The 22,399-nt window shown below is 59.1% G+C and carries 15 protein-coding genes; 5 read left to right on the top strand and 10 right to left on the bottom strand.

The annotated features are described in order from the left end of the window. Positions 1–110 precede the first annotated feature (110 nt). The 6 genes from J4D25_RS21480 to J4D25_RS21455 all read right to left on the bottom strand — a co-directional run bounded on the left by J4D25_RS21480 (position 111) and on the right by J4D25_RS21455 (position 9,344). A complete protein-coding gene (locus tag J4D25_RS21480) occupies positions 111–791 on the bottom strand; it encodes a GntR family transcriptional regulator (protein ID WP_057713221.1) in 681 nt (226 codons plus the stop codon). A gap of 25 nt (positions 792–816) precedes the next feature. Beyond that, entirely contained in the window at positions 817–1,521 is a 705-nt protein-coding gene (locus J4D25_RS21475) for a FadR/GntR family transcriptional regulator (protein WP_057713222.1), read from the bottom strand. Positions 1,522–1,578: 57 nt separating this feature from the next. Then, positions 1,579–2,892 carry a C4-dicarboxylate transporter DctA gene (locus J4D25_RS21470; protein WP_057713223.1) on the bottom strand — a complete coding sequence of 438 codons (1,314 nt, stop codon included), beginning with the start codon at positions 2,890–2,892 and terminating at the stop codon, positions 1,579–1,581. A gap of 582 nt (positions 2,893–3,474) precedes the next feature. Next, positions 3,475–3,747, bottom strand: a complete 273-nt coding sequence (locus J4D25_RS27095; RefSeq protein ID WP_241781125.1) for a hypothetical protein — start codon at positions 3,745–3,747, stop codon at positions 3,475–3,477. A gap of 245 nt (positions 3,748–3,992) precedes the next feature. Beyond that, positions 3,993–5,246, bottom strand: a complete 1,254-nt coding sequence (glyA, locus tag J4D25_RS21460; RefSeq protein WP_057713225.1) for a serine hydroxymethyltransferase — start codon at positions 5,244–5,246, stop codon at positions 3,993–3,995. A 249-nt stretch (positions 5,247–5,495) separates the two neighbouring features. Next, complete coding sequence (locus tag J4D25_RS21455; protein ID WP_057713226.1) at positions 5,496–9,344, bottom strand: EAL domain-containing protein; 3,849 nt, start codon at positions 9,342–9,344, stop codon at positions 5,496–5,498. A gap of 289 nt (positions 9,345–9,633) precedes the next feature. Here J4D25_RS21455 and ettA point away from each other — a divergent pair, with 289 nt between their 5' ends. Continuing rightward, complete coding sequence (gene ettA / locus J4D25_RS21450; RefSeq protein WP_057713227.1) at positions 9,634–11,298, top strand: energy-dependent translational throttle protein EttA; 1,665 nt, start codon at positions 9,634–9,636, stop codon at positions 11,296–11,298. A gap of 348 nt (positions 11,299–11,646) precedes the next feature. After that, positions 11,647–12,984, top strand: coding sequence for an NADP-specific glutamate dehydrogenase (gdhA, locus tag J4D25_RS21445; RefSeq protein WP_057713228.1), 1,338 nt, complete (start codon positions 11,647–11,649; stop codon positions 12,982–12,984). Here the strand turns inward: gdhA and J4D25_RS21440 are convergent. The 3 genes from J4D25_RS21440 to J4D25_RS21430 form a co-directional block, all read right to left on the bottom strand. After that, positions 12,981–13,475 (bottom strand): GreA/GreB family elongation factor, encoded by a 495-nt coding sequence (locus J4D25_RS21440; protein WP_057713229.1) that lies wholly within the window; start codon positions 13,473–13,475, stop codon positions 12,981–12,983. The two genes, gdhA and J4D25_RS21440, sit on opposite strands and share 4 nt — an antisense overlap. Before the next feature lie 218 nt (positions 13,476–13,693). After that, entirely contained in the window at positions 13,694–15,547 is a 1,854-nt protein-coding gene (locus J4D25_RS21435) for a DUF4105 domain-containing protein (RefSeq protein ID WP_057713230.1), read from the bottom strand. A gap of 232 nt (positions 15,548–15,779) precedes the next feature. Continuing rightward, complete coding sequence (locus J4D25_RS21430; RefSeq protein ID WP_007970900.1) at positions 15,780–16,268, bottom strand: DUF3015 domain-containing protein; 489 nt, start codon at positions 16,266–16,268, stop codon at positions 15,780–15,782. A gap of 420 nt (positions 16,269–16,688) precedes the next feature. On the opposite strand from J4D25_RS21430, the gene J4D25_RS21425 reads away from it, so the two are divergent. Together J4D25_RS21425 and J4D25_RS21420 are read left to right on the top strand one after the other, a co-directional pair. After that, positions 16,689–19,127: a Lon protease family protein gene (locus J4D25_RS21425; RefSeq protein WP_057713231.1), complete on the top strand. Its 2,439-nt coding sequence runs from the start codon at positions 16,689–16,691 to the stop codon at positions 19,125–19,127. A gap of 240 nt (positions 19,128–19,367) precedes the next feature. Next, a complete protein-coding gene (locus tag J4D25_RS21420) occupies positions 19,368–19,709 on the top strand; it encodes a hypothetical protein (RefSeq protein ID WP_008052055.1) in 342 nt (113 codons plus the stop codon). A gap of 6 nt (positions 19,710–19,715) precedes the next feature. Here the strand turns inward: J4D25_RS21420 and J4D25_RS21415 are convergent, their stop codons facing one another. Continuing rightward, the gene (locus J4D25_RS21415) at positions 19,716–21,545 is read right to left on the bottom strand and encodes a hypothetical protein (RefSeq protein ID WP_057713232.1); all 1,830 of its coding nucleotides are present in this window, start codon (positions 21,543–21,545) and stop codon (positions 19,716–19,718) included. 171 nt (positions 21,546–21,716) lie between these two features. Here J4D25_RS21415 and J4D25_RS21410 point away from each other — a divergent pair, with 171 nt between their 5' ends. Next, entirely contained in the window at positions 21,717–22,205 is a 489-nt protein-coding gene (locus J4D25_RS21410) for a TIGR00645 family protein (RefSeq protein ID WP_007990463.1), read from the top strand. Positions 22,206–22,399 lie beyond the last annotated feature (194 nt).

Raw genomic sequence — 22,399 nt, 5'->3', positions numbered from 1 at the left:
TCTGTGAGGACGCCATCGCGGGCAAGCCCGGCTCCCACAGGTTTCTGGTTGAACACAAAGTCTGTGCTTGGCCTCGAACACTGTGGGAGCGGGCTTGCCCGCGATGCGATCTAGCCGGCAACACAATGTTCACGGGGTGTATTGAGCAGTGTCTGCTCCAGATGATCCAGATGCCGGTTTATCAGCATGGCCGCTGTCGCAGCATTTCCACGCTCAACAGCATCGACAATCGCCAAATGCTCCTGCCACGCGCAAAAACTGTGCGTCTGCTCCTCACACTGCGCAATCGCCAATAACGTCAGCGGCACCAGACTGCCAAGAAAATGCGCCAGCGGTGCATTTCCAGCCATTTCGGCCAACTGCAGATGAAACTCTCCCGACAAACGAATTGCCCGGCCACGCTCAGCGCATTCACGCTCGCTATCGACTAGCGTCCGCAGTTGCTTCAGGTTTTGCACGCCGGGTCGCTGACATGCCAGCCGCACCAGCATGATCTCGGCCAGCCGCCGGGCATGCAGGGTCTGCCGGGTCTGCTCAGCATCAAGTTCGGCGACGCGGGGGCGATGGTTGACTCGAAGGATGATGATTTGCTGGTGGGACAGTCGCGTCAGCACATCACGCATGTCGCTGCGCCTTGCACCGAACATCTGCGCCAGGCTTTCTTCGGTAAAGCGACTGGCTGAATGGATGCGCTGCTCGAAAATGGCATCGAGGACCCGCGAATACAGATCATCCACCGAAGGGCGGACGGGCAGGGTAGCGAGCGTTTGTGGCGAAGCGAAGCTGTTCATGGCCAATCTCCAGTTCGAAGAGGTTTCAACTGCCGAGGTTGTCTTCCGGGATGTTCAGTTCGATGCCCATGCGCTGGCCTTCGCGCAAAATGTGCCGACGCATCTCGGCGCTGGCCTGGGCGCTGTTCTTGCTGCGGATCGCCCGCACCACGGCTTCGTTTTCTTCAAGGCGTTCAGCCAGATGCTCCGGCGAGTTGCGCAACACTTCGGCGCTTTGCTTGAGGGCATTGCTGGTTTGCTGGACCACGCTCTGGAAGATCGGGTTTGACGTCAGCGTGAACAGCTCTTCGTGGAACGCGATGTAGGCGCTTACGCCGGCTTCACTGTCATTGGCCTCCAGGGCTTCACGCATGTCCATCAGGGTCAGGCGCAGTTGCCCGACTTCCTTGCTGCTGATCGACTGCGCCACGAGGCCGACGATGAATGGCTCCAGGGTGTAGCGCAGTTGCAGCACGTCTTCCAGGCTCGCGGCGGCCACCGCGCTGTCGTAGGGCTGGTCATCGCTGAGACTGGCCTCGAGTACGACGACGCCTTTGCCCGGCATCGAACGAACCAGGCCAAGGGTTTCCAGGACGATGACCGCTTCACGCAGGCTTGGGCGACTGATACCCAGTTGTTCGGCCAGCTCGCGTTGCCCCGGCAGCATTTCGCCGGAGCGCCACTGACCACGGGCCAGTGCGGCCCGAAGTTTTTCTACGACTGAATTGACGACCGTTGAGGTGGTAATCACTGTGTGCTCCATGGATAAAGGCAGGGGAACCCGCCATCTGGCGGGCTCCCACATGATTCAAAACTCCTGCTGATGCGCCGGCGCGACCGGTTTTTTCGGCTGGAAGGTATAACCCATCTGGCCGGAAAGCACCTTGTTCGCACGCTGGATATCGATGTCCTTCTCCCAGCGGGCGATGGCCACGGTGGCGACACAATTGCCGATCAGGTTGGTCAGCGCGCGGCCGATGCCCATGAACCAGTCCACCGCGAGCACCAACACCAGGCCGACCACCGGAATCGCCGGGATCGCCGTCAAGGTTGCCGCCAGAATCACCAGTGCCGAGCCGGGAATCCCGTGGGCACCTTTGGAGGTGATCAGCGACACCAGCAAAATGGTCAGCAGGTCAGTCATGGCCAACGGCGTGCCGGTGGCGTTGGCGATGAACACGATAGCCAGGGTCAGGTAGATCGAGAAACCGTCGAGGTTGAACGAGTAACCCGTTGGAATCACCAGCCCCACCGTCGAACTGCCGATGCCCAGATGTTCGAGCTTGCGCATGATTTGTGGCAGCACGGCGTCGGACGAAGCGGTGCCCATGACGATCAGCAACTCTTCGCGCAGGTACTTGAGCAATGGCCACATCTTCAAGCCGGAGAGGCGCATCACCAGGCCGAGAATCAGGGCCACAAAGGCCACACAGGTCAGGTAGAAGAGGCCGACCAGGCTGCCCAGGTGTTGCAGCGAGTCCAGGCCATATTTACTGGTGGTGAAGGCGATCGCACCGAATACACCGATCGGTGCCAGTCGCACGATCATGCCCATGATGCGGAAAATCACGTGGCTGAGTTCATTGATCAGCCGCGAAATACCCGATGCCGCCTCGCCCACCAGATTCAGTGCACTGCCGAACAGCACGGAGAACAGCAGGACCTGCAGGATGTTGTTATCGGCAAAGGCACCGATCACCGACGTCGGAATCAGGTCCATCAGGAACTGTGTGGTGGTGTGCATGTGCTGGCCGCGCTGGGCAATGTCGCCCATGTCGGCTGCGGAAAGCTGCTCCAGGTGAATGTTCGCGCCGCTGCCGATGCCGGTGCTGAAGGCGAACACCAGACCGATCACCAGGGCGATGGTGGTCAGCACTTCAAAGTAGATCACCGATTTGAGGCCGATACGGCCGACCTTCTTCAGGTCGCCGGCACCGCTGATGCCGCTGACCACTACGCAAAACACAATCAAGCCAATGAGCATTTTGATCAGCTTGATAAAACCGTCACCGAGCGGTTTGAGCTGAGCGGAGTATTCGGGAAGGGTCAGCCCACAGACGATGCCGAGCACCAGTCCGAGAACCACTTGGAGGAAGATTGAACGCGAGCACCATCTGAGCATGGGAGGAATCCTGGTCGGCGTCCTGGCTGCCGTGTGCGGAGCACATCAGATTCAGGACTTAATTATTGTGGTCTTACCGGTATGTCCAGTGCAGGCTCAGTCTAGGCGCTATTTTTAGGTGTTCGCAAGTAAAAATTAGAAAATTGGCATGACCGGTCTTACCAGTTGTTCGCCATGCCCCGATCTTGAGCGGTTTTGCGAACAAAAAAATCGGCAATGGATGCCGATTTTTTTGTTGTCCGGGGTGCTCCACCTGATGTCAGCCTCATGGGTTTACTTTCAAGGTGTTTTTCAGGACTTTGTATGAGGTACTTTTCTTTCAAGAATGCTCAGAATGAAAGTTATTTTTGAGCGTTCCTCCGTGCGGGCAAGGTAAACATAAGGCGAGCCTCTATAAGTTTGGCCGCCCACATATTTATTGTCTTCAGTTACAAGCGAAACAGGTATGTGAGTGGGAGTGATATTACTCAGGGTTATCGGTCTGTTTTGGTGGTCAATGAGGGTGAAAGTTGTCGGATCGTCATCGTCTGAATCTATCGCGCCCAAAACATTAAGCCAACTTTCGCTTATAAGCTTGTTGTACTACTCTCCCGAGTTTTTTATGGGCAGTACATAGCCATTGGCCGTGTACCGAAAATGCAGCTTCAGTGGGTGGACCGAACCGCCTTGCTCGTTGGGGCGGATGCCGAGCAGACGAGAGTGATCAAGGGTTTGCGGTTTGCCGGTAAAGAATCCTCCGCTGAACATGTGTACAGTGGCCAGCGCCGGTTTTTCATGAAGCAGTTCAAGAAAGTTAAGTTTGTGATCGAACATTCTAAGAGTGGCGGTAAAGGACTTTTCAATAGAGTTGCTCATTATGAAGCCTGCTATTTGAGTGTGATTGGTTTTGCTTTTAAGCAGGGTTCAGATTAAGCATTTTTGATAGTGTTTTGGTGTTGTGTGTGTTGCAGGAAGTTGGAGGGTGAGTGTCTGGTTATGAACTTTTATCGCTGGCAACAACGGTTGTCGATTTGTTGGTTCGCACTATTTGTGAATGTCGCAAGCAAAAAAAACCGGCCATCTCTGGCCGGTTTCTTATGACTGCGGTTTAGCGGGGCTGATTAAGCGCCGTATACCGGCAGCTTCTTGCAGATAGCCTTGACCTTCTCACGAACCGCATCGATCACCGCTTCGTTGTTCAGGTCAGCCAGGATGTCGCAGATCCAGCCAGCCAGTTCCTTGCACTCTGCTTCCTTGAAGCCACGAGTGGTCACAGCCGGGGTGCCGAAGCGCAGGCCGGAGGTGACGAACGGGGAGCGTGGGTCGTTTGGTACGGAGTTCTTGTTCACGGTGATGAACGCTTTGCCCAGAGCGGCATCGGCGTCTTTACCGGAGATTTCCTGCTTGATCAGCGACAGCAGGAACAGGTGGTTCTGAGTACCGCCCGACACTACGTCGAAGCCGCGCTCGATGAACACGCCGGCCATGGCCTGGGCGTTCTTCACCACTTGTTGCTGGTAAGCCTTGAACTCAGGCTGCAGCGCTTCCTTGAAGCAGATCGCCTTGGCTGCGATCACGTGCTCCAGCGGGCCGCCCTGGGCGCCCGGGAATACCGCGGAGTTCAGCTTCTTCTCGATGTCGGCGTTGGCGCGAGCCAGGATCAGGCCGCCACGTGGACCACGCAGGGTCTTGTGGGTGGTGGTGGTCACCACGTCAGCGAATGGAACCGGGTTCGGGTAGACACCAGCGGCAACCAGGCCGGCCACGTGGGCCATGTCGACGAACAGGTAGGCACCTACCTTGTCGGCGATTGCACGGAAGCGCGGGAAGTCGAGGATCTGCGAGTAGGCAGAGAAACCGGCCACGATCATTTTCGGCTTGTGCTCAACGGCCAGGCGTTCGACTTCGTCGTAGTCGATCAGACCGTTGGCGTCGATGCCGTACTGGATGGCGTTGTACAGCTTGCCGGAGGACGAAACGCTGGCACCGTGAGTCAGGTGACCACCGTGGGCCAGGCTCATGCCCAGGATGGTGTCGCCGGCCGACAGCAGGGCCAGGTAAACGGCGCTGTTGGCTTGCGAGCCTGCGTGCGGCTGAACGTTGGCGTAGTCGGCGCCGAACAGCTCTTTGGCGCGGTCGATAGCCAGCTGCTCGACGATGTCTACGTACTCGCAACCACCGTAGTAGCGCTTGCCCGGGTAACCTTCGGCGTACTTGTTGGTCAGTACCGAGCCTTGAGCTTCCATCACCGCAGGGCTGGTGTAGTTTTCCGAAGCGATCAGCTCAATGTGCTCTTCCTGGCGCTGAGCTTCTTGCTCCATGGCGGCAAAGAGATCGGCGTCGTACTTGGCAATAGTCAAATCACGGCTGAACATGGCGGTCCTCAAGGATCGGGGGCGGAAAAGGGGGGCATTCTAACCTAATGGGTTTTAGATGGCATATGAAACGGCATCATGTCGCAGACAAGCGGGCTTCATGACGGGGTCAGCGGTGATCGTGCCGGTCTCATCGCGAGCAAGCTCGCTCCCACAGGGCTCTCGGGTGTACACAAAGTGTGCGAACACTGTAGATCCACTGTGGGAGCGAGCTTGCTCGCGATGAGGCCAATTGCCGCGCCGCAAATCTCAATCGAGCATGAACAGGGCATCATTGCTGAACTGCCCTTCGAACCGCCCCGCCGGCATCGGCCGACCGAACAGATAACCCTGTACCTCGTCGCAACCGTGCTCCCTCAGGAAATCCAGCTGCTCATGGGTTTCCACGCCTTCGGCGATCACCGCCAGGTTGAGGCTGTGGGCCATGGCAATGATTGCCCGGGCGATTTGTGCATCCTGCTCGCCGCTGGGCAGGCCATCGACAAAGGTGCGGTCGATTTTCAGAACGTCGATCGGGAACTGCTTGAGGTAGTTGAGCGATGAGTAACCGGTACCGAAATCGTCGACCGCAATGCTCAGGCCGAGGTTTTTCAGGCCGTCGAGGATCTGCATCGCCTCGCTGACTTCGCGCATCAGGATACTCTCGGTCAGTTCCAGTTCCAGGCACGCCGGCGGAAGGCCGGTTTCCTTGAGGATGGTGGCGATACGCGTACCGAGCTGGCCGTCGGAGAACTGTCGCGCCGAGATGTTCACCGACACCTTCGGCACCCGTACCCTGGCCTGATGCCAGGCCTTGAGTTGACGGCAGGCTTCGCTGATCACCCAGTCGCCGACATCCACCACCAGCCCGAGCTCCTCGAGCACCGGAATGAAATCCCCCGGCGGCACCAGCCCACGGCGTGGATGGCGCCAGCGCAACAGTGCCTCGGCACCGGTCAGGCGCTTGCCGTCACCGCTGAACTGCGGCTGGTAATACAGCACGAATTCGTTCTGTTCCAGGGCATGGCGCAAGTCGCTTTCCAGCTCCAGACGTTCCAGCGCACTGGCGTTCATGTCCGCCTGATAGAACTGGAAGTTGTTCTTGCCACGCTCCTTGGCGTGGTACATCGCAGTGTCGGCATTCTTCATCAACTGGCTGAGTTCGTTGCCGTCCTGCGGACTCAGGGCGATGCCGATACTGGCGGTGACGAAGAACTCGCGGCCTTCGAGCACGAATGGTTTCACCAGGCTGGCGAGAATCTGTTCGGCCACATGGATCGCCCGGTTCAGGGCGATTTCACGGTTGGCTCGCGGTTGCAGGAGCAAGGTGAATTCGTCACCGCCCATGCGCGCCACGGTGTCGTCTTCGTCGACGCAACCGAGCAGGCGCGTGGCCATTTCCTTGAGCATGCGGTCGCCGGCGGCGTGGCCCAGGGAGTCGTTGATCGGCTTGAAACGGTCGAGGTCGAGGAACATCAGCACCACCCACGACTTCTGCCGTTCGGCCGATTGCAGTGCCGTGTGCAGGCGATCCTGGAACAGTGAACGGTTGGGCAGGTGGGTCAGGGCGTCGTAGTAGGCGAGGCGGTGAATCCGTTGCTCGCTGGCCTTGCGCTCGCTGATGTCGCTGAAGAAACACACATAACTGGCCAGGTCGCCTTCGTCGTCGAGTACGGCGGTGATCCCGACCCAGGCCGGGTAGTGCTCGCCGTTGCGACGCTTGAGCCAGACTTCGCCTTCCCAGGTGCTGTGCTGGCCCAATTGCTTGAGCACATAACGCAGATGGGCTTCTTGCTGGTCGTCGACGGTCAGCATGTTCGGCAGTTGGTCGAGGACCTGCTCTACGGCGTAACCGCTGACACGACTGAAGGCTTCGTTGGCCTGGACGATGTAGCCGGCCGGGTCGGTGATCAGGATCGCCGAGGTCGAGTGTTCGAATACCGTGGCGGCCATGCGCAGGTCTTTTTCGGCCCGGCGTTGCTGGCTGATGTCGCGGCCGACGCCGAGCACGCCTTCGAACGTACCGTATTCGTCCCAGACCAATACCAGGCGCAGTTCGATCGGGATCTTGCGCCCGTCGGCCCGCAGGCAATCGAACAGGAACAGTTGGGTTTGCACCTGGCTGCGCAACAGCGCCAGTTGGTCCGGTTGATCCAGCGCTTTGCTGACCCGGTCCATCAGGTGGTAGATGCCGGTCAGTTGTTGCGGGTTGGCAATGGTCGATTGCCAGCCGTTCTGGAAAATCCACTCGGCGTCGTAGCCCAGCACTGCTAGTACCGAAGGGCTGACGTAATTGAGGTTAAGGCGGCTGTCGGTGGAGAAGATCACGTCGCTGATGCTTTCGGCAAGCATGCGGTAGCGCTGCTCGCTGTCGCGCAGCGATTCGCTGGCTTCGATCTGGTCGGTGATGTCCTTGGCCACGCCGATGATCCGCGTGACCTGGTCGTCCTTGTCCCGCGCCAGTGCCTGCTCGCGAATCTCGAAGCGTCGCCACTGGCCGTCCCGATGGCGGAAACGCAACTGGCACTGCATCAACTGGCGATAACCGGCCTGGCGCTGGATCTGGCGAGAGCGGTGGTAATAGTCGGCGTCTTCGGGATGCAGGAGGATTTCCCAGAAGTATTCGCCCATCTGGTGCAGTTCGTTGCGGTTGTAACCCAGGGTCTGGCCCAGATGGTGGTTGCTGTAGATCATGCGCTGGCTGATCACATCCTGCACATACAGATGATCCGGCACGGTGCGCACCACGTCCGACCAGAACCCTTCGCGCTCCTGCAGCGACAGCTCGATGAGCTTGCGACTGGTGATGTCAGTGATGCTCAGGATCACCGCATTGTAGTCGTCCGGGGTTTGCGGCAGACACAGCACCAGCCACAGGTGCTGGATGCGGCCGCTGGCGTCCTGCAGCTTGATTTCCAGCTCAAGCTGTTGCTGCTGGTTGAGCATCGCGTCGAGCACCTGGTTGCCGATGGCGGTGCCGTCCTGCGGATTACCGTCGATCAGCAATTTCCAGGCTTGGTCGGCGCTATCGACATTAAGCAGTTGCAACGCCACCTGGTTGACCTCGGTGATCCGCAGTTCCTTGAGCAATGGCCGGCGTTGCTCCGGGATCGCCAGCCACGCTTGCAGTTGCTCACTGCCCTGCAGTTGTGCCTTGTCGAAAAAGACCTTGAGCCCGGACATATCGAGGACGCACAAGGCCACGCCGGTGCCTTCGAAAATGTCCTGGTAACGCCGGCGGCCTTCATTCAACTGGCGCTGACGCCGGCGCGTGTTCAGCAAGGCGAGGAACGGCAGCATGGAAAACGCCAGGCCCAGCAGACATTTGCCGATGAACGCCGGCAGCAGCTCTTCCAGCACGCGCTGACGGTCGAACAGGCCGCGCAATTGCCAATCGCTGCTGCTCAGCGGAACCGTCAGCACGCTGTTGGCGACATCGTCCTCGGTCAGCGTGCCCGGATTGACCGAGGGCAGCGCTTCGTCGCGGCTGATGATCTGATGACTGATGCGGTTCTCCACCAGCCACAACGGGCGGCCACCGGCCTCGCGTTGCTTGGTCAGGGACGAAAAGAAGGTGGGCGTCAGGCGCAGGACCCAATAGCCTCGGGAACTGCCGCTGGCCTGATGCAACAATAAATGCACCACGGAACCGTCGGTGGCGTTGCTGAAGTAGTGCGCCTGGGCGTGGCTGCGGCGTACCAGTTCACCCAGGTAGTTGTTGTCATCGCTGTCGGGAGCGCTGTCACTGATGACTCTTCCCGAGGGACTGAGCAACGCCAGGCTGCGCAGATCAGGCAGCGACTGTTGCAGCTTGCGCAACAAGGCCTGCAGTTCATCGGCGCCCTGCGGTTGCTCGACGATCGGCAACAGGTTGAGGGCGATCTGCGCGTTGAGCGCCATGTTCAGGCTGACCTGCGCGGCCAGATCGGCGGTGTAGTCGATGGTGTACTGACGCTGGTTCTTCTGGGTTTCGCGCAACTGGTCGAGCAACTGCCAGAACAGCAGGGCCAGCAGCAATAATACGAGTGTCGCCAAGGTGCCCTTCAAAGTTCCGCGCAGGGGGGAGCCGAGCACTGTGGCCGGCGCACTGGAAGTCGGAGGCGGAGGGACAATGGACAAGCTGTAATCCTGCGGTTTGGCTGGACTGGCGCGACATGCACTATAAGCCGGACGCCCGAAGGGCGGCTAGCATGCCTTGAGTTGTGGCGAAGTGCCAGCCCCTGTCCGTCGGCTGGACTGCCACCGGTCATTAAGGTAGCTTTGCGGGTTACGCGGGAGCGTTCCAGCTCCTAGACTCAGACTTTTTTCAGCGCGCACGTCTTGATCTCCTCAAGCGGGCGACGCGCACAGTCTGGCCGGGCATTGCCTGCGCTCCAATCATTCATCAGTCACTGACCCTAGGTTCTCCATGGCTCAATACGTATTCACCATGCATCGGCTGGGCAAAGTTGTTCCGCCGAAGCGGGAAATCCTGAAAAACATTTCTCTGTCGTTCTTCCCCGGCGCCAAGATCGGCGTGCTCGGCCTCAACGGTTCGGGTAAATCCACGCTGCTGAAAATCATGGCTGGCGTCGACACCGAGTTCGAGGGCGAAGCCCGTCCGATGCCGGAGCTGAACATCGGCTACCTGCCCCAGGAACCACAACTGGATCCGACCAAGACCGTGCGTGAAGTGGTCGAGGAAGCGGTCAGCGTGATCAAGGACGCCCAGGCACGCCTGGACGAGGTCTACGCCGCCTACGCCGATCCGGATGCCGACTTCGACAAGCTGGCCGCCGAACAGGCCAAGCTCGAAGCGATCCTGCAGGCCAGCGACGGCCATAACCTGGAGCGTCAGCTGGAAGTCGCCGCCGATGCACTGCGTCTGCCGGCGTGGGATGCCAAGGTTGAAGTCCTCTCCGGTGGTGAAAAACGCCGTGTGGCCCTGTGCCGTCTGCTGCTGTCGGCACCGGACATGCTGCTGCTCGACGAACCGACCAACCACCTGGACGCCGATTCCGTCGCCTGGCTGGAGCACTTCCTGCACGACTTCCCGGGCACCGTGGTCGCGATCACGCACGACCGTTACTTCCTGGACAACGTTGCAGGCTGGATCCTGGAACTCGACCGCGGCGCGGGCATTCCTTACGAGGGTAACTATTCGGGTTGGCTGGAAGCCAAGTCCGATCGTCTGGCTGCCGAATCCAAGCAGCAGTCGGCTCACGAAAAAGCCATGAAGGAAGAACTGGAGTGGGTGCGCAAAGGCGCCAAGGCCCGCCAGTCGAAATCCAAGGCTCGTCTGCAACGCTTCGAAGAAATGCAGTCGCAGGAATTCCAGAAGCGCAGCGAAACCAACGAGATCTACATCCCGGCCGGTCCACGCCTGGGCGACAAGGTCATCGAATTCAAGAACGTCACCAAGGGCTATGGCGACCGCGTATTGATCGACAACCTGTCGTTCGCCATGCCTAAAGGCGCCATCGTCGGCGTGATCGGCGGTAACGGTGCGGGTAAATCGACCCTGTTCCGCATGTTGATGGGCAAGGAAACACCGGATTCGGGCAGCATCGAAGTCGGCGAAACCGTGCAGCTGGCTTGTGTGGACCAGAGCCGCGAAGACCTGGATGGCAGCAAGACCGTGTTCCAGCAGATCTCCGACGGTTCCGACCAGATCCGCATCGGCAACTACGAGATCCCGTCGCGTACCTATGTCGGTCGCTTCAACTTCAAGGGCGGCGATCAGCAGAAGTTCGTCAAGGATCTGTCCGGTGGTGAGCGCGGTCGCTTGCACCTGGCCCTGACCCTGAAAGAGGGCGGCAACGTCCTGCTGCTCGACGAACCGTCCAACGACCTCGACGTCGAAACCCTGCGCTCCCTGGAAGAGGCCTTGCTGGACTTCCCGGGCGCCGCCATTGTGATCTCTCACGATCGGTGGTTCCTTGACCGCGTCGCGACGCACATCCTGGCGTACGAAGACGACTCGCAAGCGGTGTTCTTCGAAGGTAACTACAGCGAATACGAAGCTGATCGCAAAAAGCGTCTCGGCGAAGCAGCTGCCCAGCCGCATCGTGTACGTCACAAGAAACTGGCCTGATTTCGGGTTGGTTGCATAAAGAGCGGAGCCTTCGGGCTCCGTTTTTTTTTGCGCGTTTTTTCAGTGATACCGCGGCGCATTCATCGCGAGCAAGCTCGCTCCCACAGGGGAATGCATTTCAAACTGTGGGAGCGAGCTTGCTCGCGATAGCGATCTCCCTTGTGGTGCAAAAGCCAGATCTTGAATCCCTGTTCGGGTGCAAAAAAGGCCAGAAAGCCGGAATAATTTATATCCTGTGCACCATTTAATTTCATGAATGCGACATTCTGCTCTGTTCCTGTGCGTGAATCGTTTGTTACAGTCCGGCTCAATCTCCTCCAACGACAATAAATTTGCCGAGACTTTTCCATGATCGAATCCGTCGAATCCTTCCTTGCACGCCTGAAAAAACGCGACCCGGACCAACCCGAATTTCACCAGGCTGTCGAAGAAGTCCTGCGTACCCTGTGGCCGTTTCTTGAAGCCAATCCGCATTACCTGACCTCCGGCATCCTGGAGCGCATCTGCGAGCCGGAGCGGGCGGTGGTGTTTCGCGTGTCGTGGGTCGACGATCAGGGCAAGGTCCAGGTCAATCGTGGTTTCCGCATCCAGATGAACAGCGCGATCGGCCCGTACAAGGGTGGCCTGCGTTTCCACCCGTCGGTGAACATGGGCGTCCTGAAATTCCTCGCGTTCGAGCAAACCTTCAAAAACTCCCTGACCTCGTTGCCCATGGGCGGCGGCAAGGGCGGGTCGGACTTTGATCCGAAAGGTAAAAGTGATGCGGAAGTCATGCGCTTCTGCCAGGCCTTCATGAGCGAGCTGTACCGCCACATCGGCGCCGACGTTGACGTACCGGCCGGTGATATCGGTGTCGGCGCGCGGGAAATCGGTTTCCTGTTCGGCCAGTACAAGCGCCTGAGCAACCAGTTCACCAGCGTGCTGACCGGCAAAGGCCCAAGTTACGGCGGCAGCCTGATTCGCCCGGAAGCCACCGGTTTCGGTTGCGTGTACTTCGCCGAAGAAATGCTCAAGCGTCGCGGGCTGGCCGTGGAAGGTAAGCGCGTAGCGATCTCCGGTTCCGGCAACGTCGCGCAATACGCGGCGCGCAAGGTCATGGACCTGGGCGGCAAAGTGATTTCGCTGTCCGACTCCGAAGGCACGCTGTATTGCGAAAGCGGTTTGACCGAGGAGCAATGGCTGGCGGTGCTGGAGCTGAAGAACGTACAGCGCGGGCGTATCCGTGAACTGGCCGACCGTTTTGGCCTGGAGTTCCGCGCAGGTGAGCTTCCGTGGAGCCTGAGTTGCGACATCGCGCTGCCGTGCGCGACGCAAAACGAACTGGATGCCGAAGCCGCTCGCACCTTGCTGCGCAACGGCTGCATCTGCGTGGCCGAAGGCGCGAACATGCCGACCACCCTTGAGGCGGTGGACCTGTTCATCGAGGCGAACATTCTGTTTGCGCCGGGCAAGGCATCCAACGCCGGCGGCGTGGCGGTGAGCGGGCTGGAAATGTCGCAGAACGCCATGCGCCTGGCGTGGACCGGTGGCGAAGTGGACAGCAAACTGCACGCGATCATGCAGTCGATTCACCACGCTTGCGTGCATTACGGCGAAGAGAATGGCCGGGTCAACTACGTCAAGGGCGCGAACATCGCCGGCTTCGTCAAAGTCGCCGATGCCATGCTGGCCCAAGGCGTCGTCTAAGTCGGTTCGATACGGATCACCTCTATCAGTTGATCCCCGGCGGGGCGCTGCCACAGCACTTCGTCGTTGAGTCGTGCGCCGAGCAGCGCCCGACCCAGCGGTGAACTCCAATTGATCAGGCCGTGGGCGGCATCGGCCTGATCTTCGCCCACCAATTGTACCCGGCGTTCGGTGGCGTGTTCATCGGCGTAGGTCACCCAACTGCCGATCTGCACTTTCTCGGTCGAAGTCGCGGCGGGAACCACTTGAGCGCTGCCCAGGCGCTGCTTGAAGTAACGCAAATCACGTTCGAGATCCGCCAGGCGCTGCTTGTCGGCCTGTTCGCCTTTTGCCGATTGTTCGGCGTGCAGGGATTGCAGTTCGGCGACTTTTCCCTGCAACAGGTTCAGGCCTTGCGGCGTGACGTAATTGGTCTGCGCGCTGACCTGCCGTTCGACTGGCTGATCGGCTTGCGCGGCGGCACTATCTTCATTGACGAAGGCACGGCTCATGGAATTCTCCCGGTATAGGATTTGGGCCATGGTCGCAGGCATTTGGTTTCACTGGATGTCTGAAAGCGACTTACGGCGAGTGATAGCCTGTCTGCAACCGACGATTCTCAGTGGGAGCGAGCTTGCTCGCGATGAGGGACTGACATTCAACAAGTGTGCTGGCTGAAACGCCGCCATCGCGAGCAAGCTCGCTCCCACAGGGTGGAAGGTGTGTCAGGTCAGTAGTGATACCACTTCAGCTCAAGCATCACTTCGTTCTCGGCCGTCGCCAAATGGCTGAATTCGCGCCGGGCGCTCAAGCGCAGTCCGAGATTTCGGGATATTTCCCATTGCTGATTCAGGCTCAGGCTACGGCGCACTTCACCATTGGTGAAAAAGTCGCCCTTGGCTTCCAGGCTCAAATTGCCCAGCGGGTTTTTCCACAGCACACCACTGTTGAACCCGGCGGCCGGGGCAATGAAAGCGGCGAAATCGTTGTTGTGCTCGATGCGCACAGTGCCCAGGGCAAATCCGAGCAGGTCATCGCCCAGTTGCCAGGTGCCACCGCCACCGCCGTTGACGTGGCTGACCAGGGTTTGGTCATCGTGCTTACCCGGCACTCGCTCCAGACCACCGGTGACTTGCCATGACAGCGGTTGCAGCAACTCGTTACGCGGGGTCAGGGAGCGAATCGTTGCCAGGTCCAGTTGTTGCACTTGCCATTCATTGCTTTCGTACTGGCGCAGTTTCAATTGCAGGATTTCGATCTGCGCGCCAAGGGGAAAGCTTTCGTTGTTGTCGTTGAGGTCGTGATAAGCCATGCGCAAGCCGTACTCGCCAAAGGCTTTATCTCCACGGCTGCCGAGGCCGAGCTGCCAGGTGCGGGACTCGTGACCGTCTTCAGGCAGGCCCGGTTGCGGGATATCCAGCTCCGGCGCCGGGTTCTGGTTGATGGCCCGCAGCAGTTCGAAGCTGCGCTGGGCGCGTGCCGGGTCGCGTTCCTGGCCATTGGCGCGGTAACGCTCCAGACGATAGGCCGCATCGATGATCAGCGCCTGACGGTCGTGGGCTTGCGCCTTGAACGCCGGGTCCTGCAATTGTTTCTGATCGGCGCTGACTTTCAGCACCCACTGTTGCTCTTCAGGGTCCAACGGCTCGGCGCGGCTGAGCAACTCGCGCTCCCGGGACGGACGATACTGGATCGATTCCACCAATCCGGCATCTTTCACGGCTTTGACGGTGTCGGTCGGGATGGCGGTGAGTGGGAATTGCTCGGTCAGGCGCAGGCCCGGTCGGGCCACTTGCAGCAGTTCCAGCAAGCGGTATGAGCAGTTTTCGTCGAAGAAGAAATAGTCGAACTTGATCTGCTTCAGCTCCCAGACGTGCTCGACCATGCGCGCGGTTTCCTGTTGGGTCAGGTTCAGGCGGTACTCCCACAGGTCGCGGTTTTCCAGGCTGCGGTATTCCGAGAGCTTTTCCTGATAGGGCACCATCGCGAACAGGCCGGGATAGCCGCCCATCAGGCCTTTCCAGGCATAGATGATGCTGTTGTCCGAGCCCTCGATGTAGGCGCCGAAGTTGATCGCATAACTGAGCAGCGAAGTCTTGTCGCTCTTCACCTCGGCCTGGTCGATGCGCAACAGGGTATGGCCGAACATCGAGGACGGGCTGTTCAGGTAAGCCGCCGGGAAGATCATCACCGCGCTGTCGGGCGAGACGTCCTTGAACCATTGCTTGAACCCGGCGCAGTCCGGCGTCGGCAGTCCGGCCAGACCGAGTTGGTCTTTCAGCCAGCGGGTGCGGGCAGGGTAGACGCATTGAGCGTGTGTTTCACCGGCACTGGCCGGGGCGTACAAGGCTTGAACAGTCGCCGCCAGTTCATGGTCCGGATGCTCATTGCCGTCAGCGGCGAGGAAGAACTTGCGGTCACTGACATAGCTGCGCCAGCCGCCGAGCTTGGCGGTTTCGTAATGGCCCAGGGATATCCAGAAAGGGTCGTTGGCCAGTTGCTGCAAACGTTGTGGTTCGATGTGAGGCGCGGCGGATAGCGGGGCGCAGACACACAGCGCCAGCCAGGCAAGGCGTTTGAGCATAGAAGGCAACTTAAACAGGAAAAAATAAAGACCCAACGAGGTGGATGCCGTTTGCCTGTAGGAGCTGGCTTGCCAGCGATGGTTTCAAAGGCGCTGTGTTTATCCAGTAAACACGCGTGATCGTTAACGACCATCGCTGGCAAGCCAGCTCCTACAGTCAGCGACATTACCCAAAGAGGGGCAGGTCCAAAAAACAAAACCCGCTTCCCGAAAGAAGCGGGGCGGGTCGAGCTTAAGCCTGAGTCGCGTACTTGGCCAGACGAGGGTCGGCTTTGAGCACGGCCAGGGTATTGGTATGCACGTCTTCTGCGGTCACGTCAGCCTTGCTGAAGATCTGCTGGAAGTGCTCGTGAGTGACGGCGGCGAAGTGCGCACGGTCTTCCGGCGCCACGCCCAGTACCACGGCATAGGTGGTCAGCGCTTCGCCCTGACCCTTGGCCATGTCTTCGGACAGCTCGTTCATCATGCCATTCATGGCAAACCAGGATTTGCCGCCATAGGTCAGCGACGCATTGGTTGCGCAACCGTTGGTGCCGGAGGTCATGCCGAAGGTTGCGTTGCCGGAGGTGCCGTTGGTGGTGGATGCCAGGAAGTGAGCTGGAGTACCACGCTGGCCTTCGAACAGCATGTTGCCCCAACCGCAATCCGGACCGCCAGGCGCTTGCGCCATGGCATTGATGGATACAGCGGTGAAGAGAGTACCAAGAAGAATCCGTTTCATAGCTTTGTTCTCTTTGTGTGCGTACCAATAGACAAGGGAGTCTGGCCCCGGCTCTGCATGCAAACTGCCTGCGCGACGATCATGCTGCGTTGAAAGCAGGCTCGGAATGCTCATGTAGGCCCCTACACTCCGCTTCCTCGCCTGCTTTCGCCTTGCCTGATCGCCGCTCGGCGAGTTTTCCTGCAGACCCTTCCGGTGCCAGTGGGCCGGTCATTAGTCCAGCCGCGCAGTTTGGAGTTTAGGCACGATCACAGGGTTCCGTGATTTTTTGCAAAACATTCATGGAAAACGGCCGCGCAAGCCCGGCCCGCCTGGGGTTGGCCGGTTGACGGTGATCAGGCCTGCGGCGCTCCTTGCCAGTCGGGCATGGGCGGCGCCAGAATGCTGCCATCTGCCCCGCCTGATTGTTAAGGAAGCCCGATGCCTGATCCTGTTGCTGCCAGCTTGCGTCTAGCGCCCGAAGCGCTGACCCGTCCGTTTTCCGCTGAACAGTTCAGCTTCTCTACCACCAATGATCTGGAGCCCTTTCGCGGTGTGCTTGGCCAGGAACGTGCGGTCGAAGCCTTGCAGTTCGGTGTGGCCATGCCACGCCCCGGTTACAACGTATTCGTCATGGGCGAACCCGGTACTGGCCGGTTCTCGTTCGTCAAACGCTACCTCAAGGCCGAAGGCAAGCGCCTGCAGACCCCGGCGGACTGGGTCTACGTCAACAACTTCGATGAACCGCGCGAACCACGTGCCCTGGAGTTGCCGTCGGGCACTGCCGGTAACTTCATTGGTGATATCAATGGTTTGATCGACAACCTGCTGGCGACATTTCCGGCAGTATTCGAGCATCCGTCCTACCAGCAAAAGAAAAGCAGTATCGACCGCGCCTTCAACCAGCGCTACGACAAGGCCCTGGACGTCATCGAGCGTCTGGCGCTGGAAAAGGAAGTTGCGCTGTACCGCGACGCCAGCAACATCGCCTTCACCCCGATGAGCGACGGCAAGGCGTTGGACGAAGCTGAGTTCGCCCAGTTGCCGGAAGCCGAGCGCGAGCGCTTTCACGAGGATATTTCGGCACTGGAGGAGCGCCTGAACGAAGAGCTCGCCAGCCTGCCGCAATGGAAACGCGAGTCGAGCAACCAGCTGCGTCATCTGAACGAAGAAACCATTACCCTGGCCTTGCAGCCATTGTTGTCGCCATTGTCGGAGAAGTACGCCGAGAACGCGGCGGTATGCGGTTATCTGCAGGCGATGCAGGTGTACTTGCTCAAGTCCGTGGTCGAGCAGCTGGTAGACGATAGCAAGACCGACGCTGTCGCCCGCAAGTTGCTGGAAGAACAATACGCGCCGAGCCTGGTGGTCGGTCACTCGGCCAGCGGCGGTGCGCCGGTGGTGTTCGAGCCGCACCCGACCTACGAAAACCTTTTTGGCCGGATCGAATACAGCACCGATCAGGGTGCGCTTTACACCACCTACCGCCAACTGCGGCCGGGTGCCTTGCACCGGGCCAATGGCGGTTTCCTGATCCTTGAAGCGGACAAAATGCTCAGCGAGCCGTTCGTGTGGGATGCACTGAAACGCGCCCTGCAATCACGCAAACTGAAAATGGAATCACCGCTGGGTGAACTGGGCCGCCTGGCCACCGTGACCCTGACTCCGCAACACATTCCGTTGCAGGTCAAAGTCGTCATCATCGGTGCCCGTCAGCTGTATTACACGCTGCAAGACCTCGATCCGGACTTCCAGGAGATGTTCCGCGTCCTGGTGGATTTCGACGAAGACATCCCGATGGTCGACGAGAGCCTGGAGCAGTTCGCCCAGTTGCTCAAGACCCGTACTTCCGAAGAAGGCATGGCACCGCTGACCGCTGATGCGGTGGCACGCCTGGCGACCTACAGTGCACGTCTGGCCGAGCACCAGGGGCGCTTGTCGGCGCGTATCGGTGACTTGTTCCAGCTGGTCAGCGAGGCGGACTTCATCCGCCATCTGGCCGGCGATGAAAGGACCGACTCCGGGCACATCGAACGCGCGCTCAAGGCCAAGGCTACCCGCACCGGTCGTGTGTCGGCGCGGATTCTCGATGACATGCTGGCCGGGATCATCCTGATCGACACCGCGGGCGCGGCGGTCGGCAAGTGCAATGGCTTGACGGTGCTGGAAGTCGGCGACTCGGCCTTTGGTATACCGGCGCGGATTTCCGCCACGGTGTACCCGGGCGGCAGCGGTATCGTCGACATCGAGCGCGAGGTCAACCTCGGGCAGCCGATCCACTCCAAAGGCGTGATGATCCTTACCGGCTATCTGGGCAGCCGTTACGCCCAGGAGTTTCCGCTGGCGATTTCCGCGAGCATCGCCCTGGAGCAATCCTACGGTTATGTCGATGGCGACAGCGCTTCTTTGGGTGAGGCTTGCACCCTGATCTCGGCCTTGTCGAAAACCCCGCTCAAGCAGTGCTTTGCCATCACCGGTTCGATCAACCAGTTCGGCGAAGTGCAGGCGGTCGGCGGAGTCAACGAGAAGATCGAGGGCTTCTTCCGTTTGTGCGAAGCCCGCGGGTTGACCGGCGAGCAGGGGGCAATCATTCCTCACGCCAACGTCGCCACCCTGATGCTCGATGAGAAGGTGCTGGCGGCGGTGCGTGCGGGTCAGTTCCATGTCTACGCGGTCCGTCAGGCCGACGAAGCCTTGAGTCTGCTGGTCGGCGAGCCGGCCGGCGAACCGGACGAGAATGGCGAGTTCCCTGAAGGCAGCGTGAACGCGCGGGTCGTGGAGCGCCTGCGGGTTATCGCGGAAATGATCAGCGAAGATGATCTCAAGGAAGCCGAGAAGGAGTTGGCGCAAGAGGCTTTGGCGGAAACCAAGCCGGCCTGATGCAGTAATCCATGTGGGAGCGAGCAAGCCCGCTCCCACATTTGTTTGTGTGAACCCTGGAAAAGCGTCGTCGAACTGACGTCAATATTCACACTATGACCATTCGGCGCCTTTCGGTCTTGCCTCGGCCTGCAAGGCAGACTTTTCTTCTATTCTCTGCTCAAGGATATCGACGTAATCACAGGATCGAAACAGCCTTCCCATGGGGGCTGAACACCGGATCTACCGAGGGTCGCCGCCATGTCGCGCAACCTCTGCCTCACCCGTCAATGCCTGGGCCTTGTGACCCGTATCGAATGTGCCATCCGTCCATTGGCGGGAGATACGGGCATGTGGACTCTGCTGTTCGCCGCCGGAATGGCCGGTGAACAACCTTCGGCCATCAAGGCCCAGGGCCCGTTTCACGGTCCGTTCGTCGCTGAATCAATCCTCGATACCATCGTTGAAAGCCTGACCCTGCACGGCTACGAGTTGGCCGACGATCCGCAAATCTGGTGCCTGCACCTGCAAGCCCAACTGCGGGAAATCAACGGTGGTCGCTGCCGGAACATGGGCGGCTTCGAGTTTCACCCCGAGCACTGAGTGGCACTATTGATCAAGGCGCGTCATGTCGGCCTTGTCGAGTTTGACTTCGAAACCATATTGCACGGTGGTGAGATCAGTGCGCTGATAGGTTTCCAGGCGCGTAGGCTGCCCGTAGAAGTAATGCACGGCAAACTGTGCCGGCCCCTGTGCGCTCGCACCATGACTGACCGATAGAATCTCCTTCAAGTAACTACCGCTGTCGTCCTTGGCGAAAAAGCGCCAGTCCTGGGCGGGAAATACCTTCAGGTCCACCACCAGTGCATTGTCTTTGAGCGCGAGGCCCTTGGGCAGTTGACGGGCTTCGACGGTTTGCTTGTCGACCGTGGCCAGGAACATCGGCATCGAGCCCACCGCATAGGCCGGGGTTTGTGGAAACAGATTCAGATCGTAAGTGATGGTGCCGCGCAGGGGATCGATCTGGTACGCCTCTGACGGCAGTTCGATCGGCTCGTCGCGATTGCCACGAGTGTCTTCGGTAAAGAAGCTCACCGGACTTTCACCGGGGTTGAACGATGTACCGAGCAGCTCATCGTTGAAGGTACGCAGGTGAGTGAATTCGATTCGCGCAGCGCTGGGGTCGTCGACCGACTGACTGATGCTGACGTTCTTTTTCAGTTGTTCCTCACTCAGCGTTGCCCCTTTCAGCCAGCCCGCCGCCTGGTCGTCATAGACCACCACGGACAGGTTCAAGGGCTGGATGGACTTGTTCGTGGTATAGGCATCGAAGCGCCGGATCGGCAGGTTGAGGTCCTTTCGGGTGACCGTGACGGCGGAAAAATCCAGCATGCTGACTTCGAGAGTTTCGATCGTCCCGTTGAAGTACACCTTCGAATAATGTCGAGCCTGCTGTTTCTCAAAGTTGCGTTGTTCTTCATCGAGCTGTTTTTCCAGGGACTCGCTCCAGCTCTTTTGCTGCTGCATCTTGGCCAGTTGCTGCTGATAGAAGGCAATTTGTACCGAGGTTTCGTTGATTGAACCGGCGCGCGCGATGAATTGCCCGGTGCTGTCCCTGGCCTGGACGATCAGCGGGTTGAGCGGTGCTTCACTGACTTCGGGGGCCAGCGGCGTGCTGTTGTTGTATTCGATTTCCGCGTAGTTGTTCGTCAATGTGAGGAGGGTGACGCTCAGGTTGTCATTGGTGCGGGTCTGGCCTACGTCCTTTTTCGTCAGGTCGAAGCTGTAGAGGCGCCGTGGCGCGATGACTTCGACTTTGCCTTGCAGGCTCACCGGTTGCGGTTGCTGCTTTCTGTCAATGTCGAGGCCTTCGATGAAGGGGTAGGCCACGGTCAGGTCATCGGGGTTGGTCAGGTTGGAGCTCGATGGGCTGAGCTGAATGCCGGGGTCGGTTTCCGACCATTCCGGCTGGAATGGAATCACCCGTTTGTTGCTTAGCGTGACCGACTGCCATTCCAGGCCATGGGGAAACAAAAACGCGGCAGGAACGCTGAACGTGAAGGGGAACACTGGCTGCAGATCGATCAGATAGTCGGAACTGGAGTCCTTTTGCAGCACGAACAACCCGTTGATGTAGGTGTCGACCAGGGCCTGCGGGCTCGGGTAGTGCTTGAGCATGGCGAGGGCGTCTTCGCCGTATTCGGTTTCCACCGGCTTGCTGTCGAGCTTGAGTTGCGCGCGTTCGAGCAGCAGCAGTGAGCCACCCAGCTCCGACACAGCATCCTTGAGCTTTGGATCCTGAATGGCGTCCAGCGACTTTTCGAACTGCGCGGTTTTTTCTTCGAGGCTGACCTGGCGTTTTTCTTCGCTGGGTGAGCAGCCGCTCAGCAGCAGCGCCAGGCAAATTCCGGCACTCGTCAAAGGCAATTGCACATCCATTTCCAGTCTTCCTGTCCGACATCACTGAGCAGTCAATGATTTGGACACTAGCAGAAAAACTTTGATACACAGGCGCAGGTGGCGGATTTCTCGACGGTTTCTGGCTGCTTCTGGGTATGGACGGGGGGCTGGTATACTCGCCGCCATTTCCAGTCCAACGTGTGAGATTCAATGGAACGCTTTATCGAAAATACAATGTACGCCTCGCGCTGGCTGCTGGCGCCGATCTATTTCGGCCTGTCCCTCGGGCTGCTGGCGCTGGCACTGAAATTCTTCCAGGAAGTCTTCCACGTCATCCCGAACGTGTTTTCGATGGCCGAATCGGACTTGATCCTGGTGCTGCTGTCGCTGATCGACATGGCCCTGGTGGGCGGTTTGCTGGTGATGGTGATGATCTCCGGCTACGAGAACTTCGTCTCGCAACTGGACATCGACGACAGCAAGGAAAAGCTCAACTGGCTGGGCACCATGGACTCTTCGTCGCTGAAGATGAAGGTGGCCGCATCGATCGTGGCGATCTCGTCCATTCACCTGCTGCGCATCTTCATGGACGCCAAGAACGTCGATCCCGAGCATTTGCAGTGGTATGTGATCATCCACATGACCTTCGTGGTCTCCGCATTTGCCATGGGTTACCTGGATAAAGTCACCAAGCACTGATTTCAACTTCCATTGTGGGAGCGTGGCTTGCCCGCGATGGCATCACTGCGGTTCATCGTTAGACCGAGGTGATGCCATCGCGGGCAAGCCACGCTCCCACAGGGTTGCAAAACAGACGGGCGGCGTCGTTTGTGGCTTGTGCTTTGATGCGCCGAGGCCTATCCCTGTAAGTATGTTGGTTCGCCACTGCGTGA

Source organism: Pseudomonas sp. GW456-L13, from assembly GCF_017350115.1.
Classification (GTDB): Bacteria; Pseudomonadota; Gammaproteobacteria; order Pseudomonadales; family Pseudomonadaceae; genus Aquipseudomonas; species Aquipseudomonas jessenii.
This window is presented reverse-complemented; position numbering and strand designations above follow the sequence as displayed.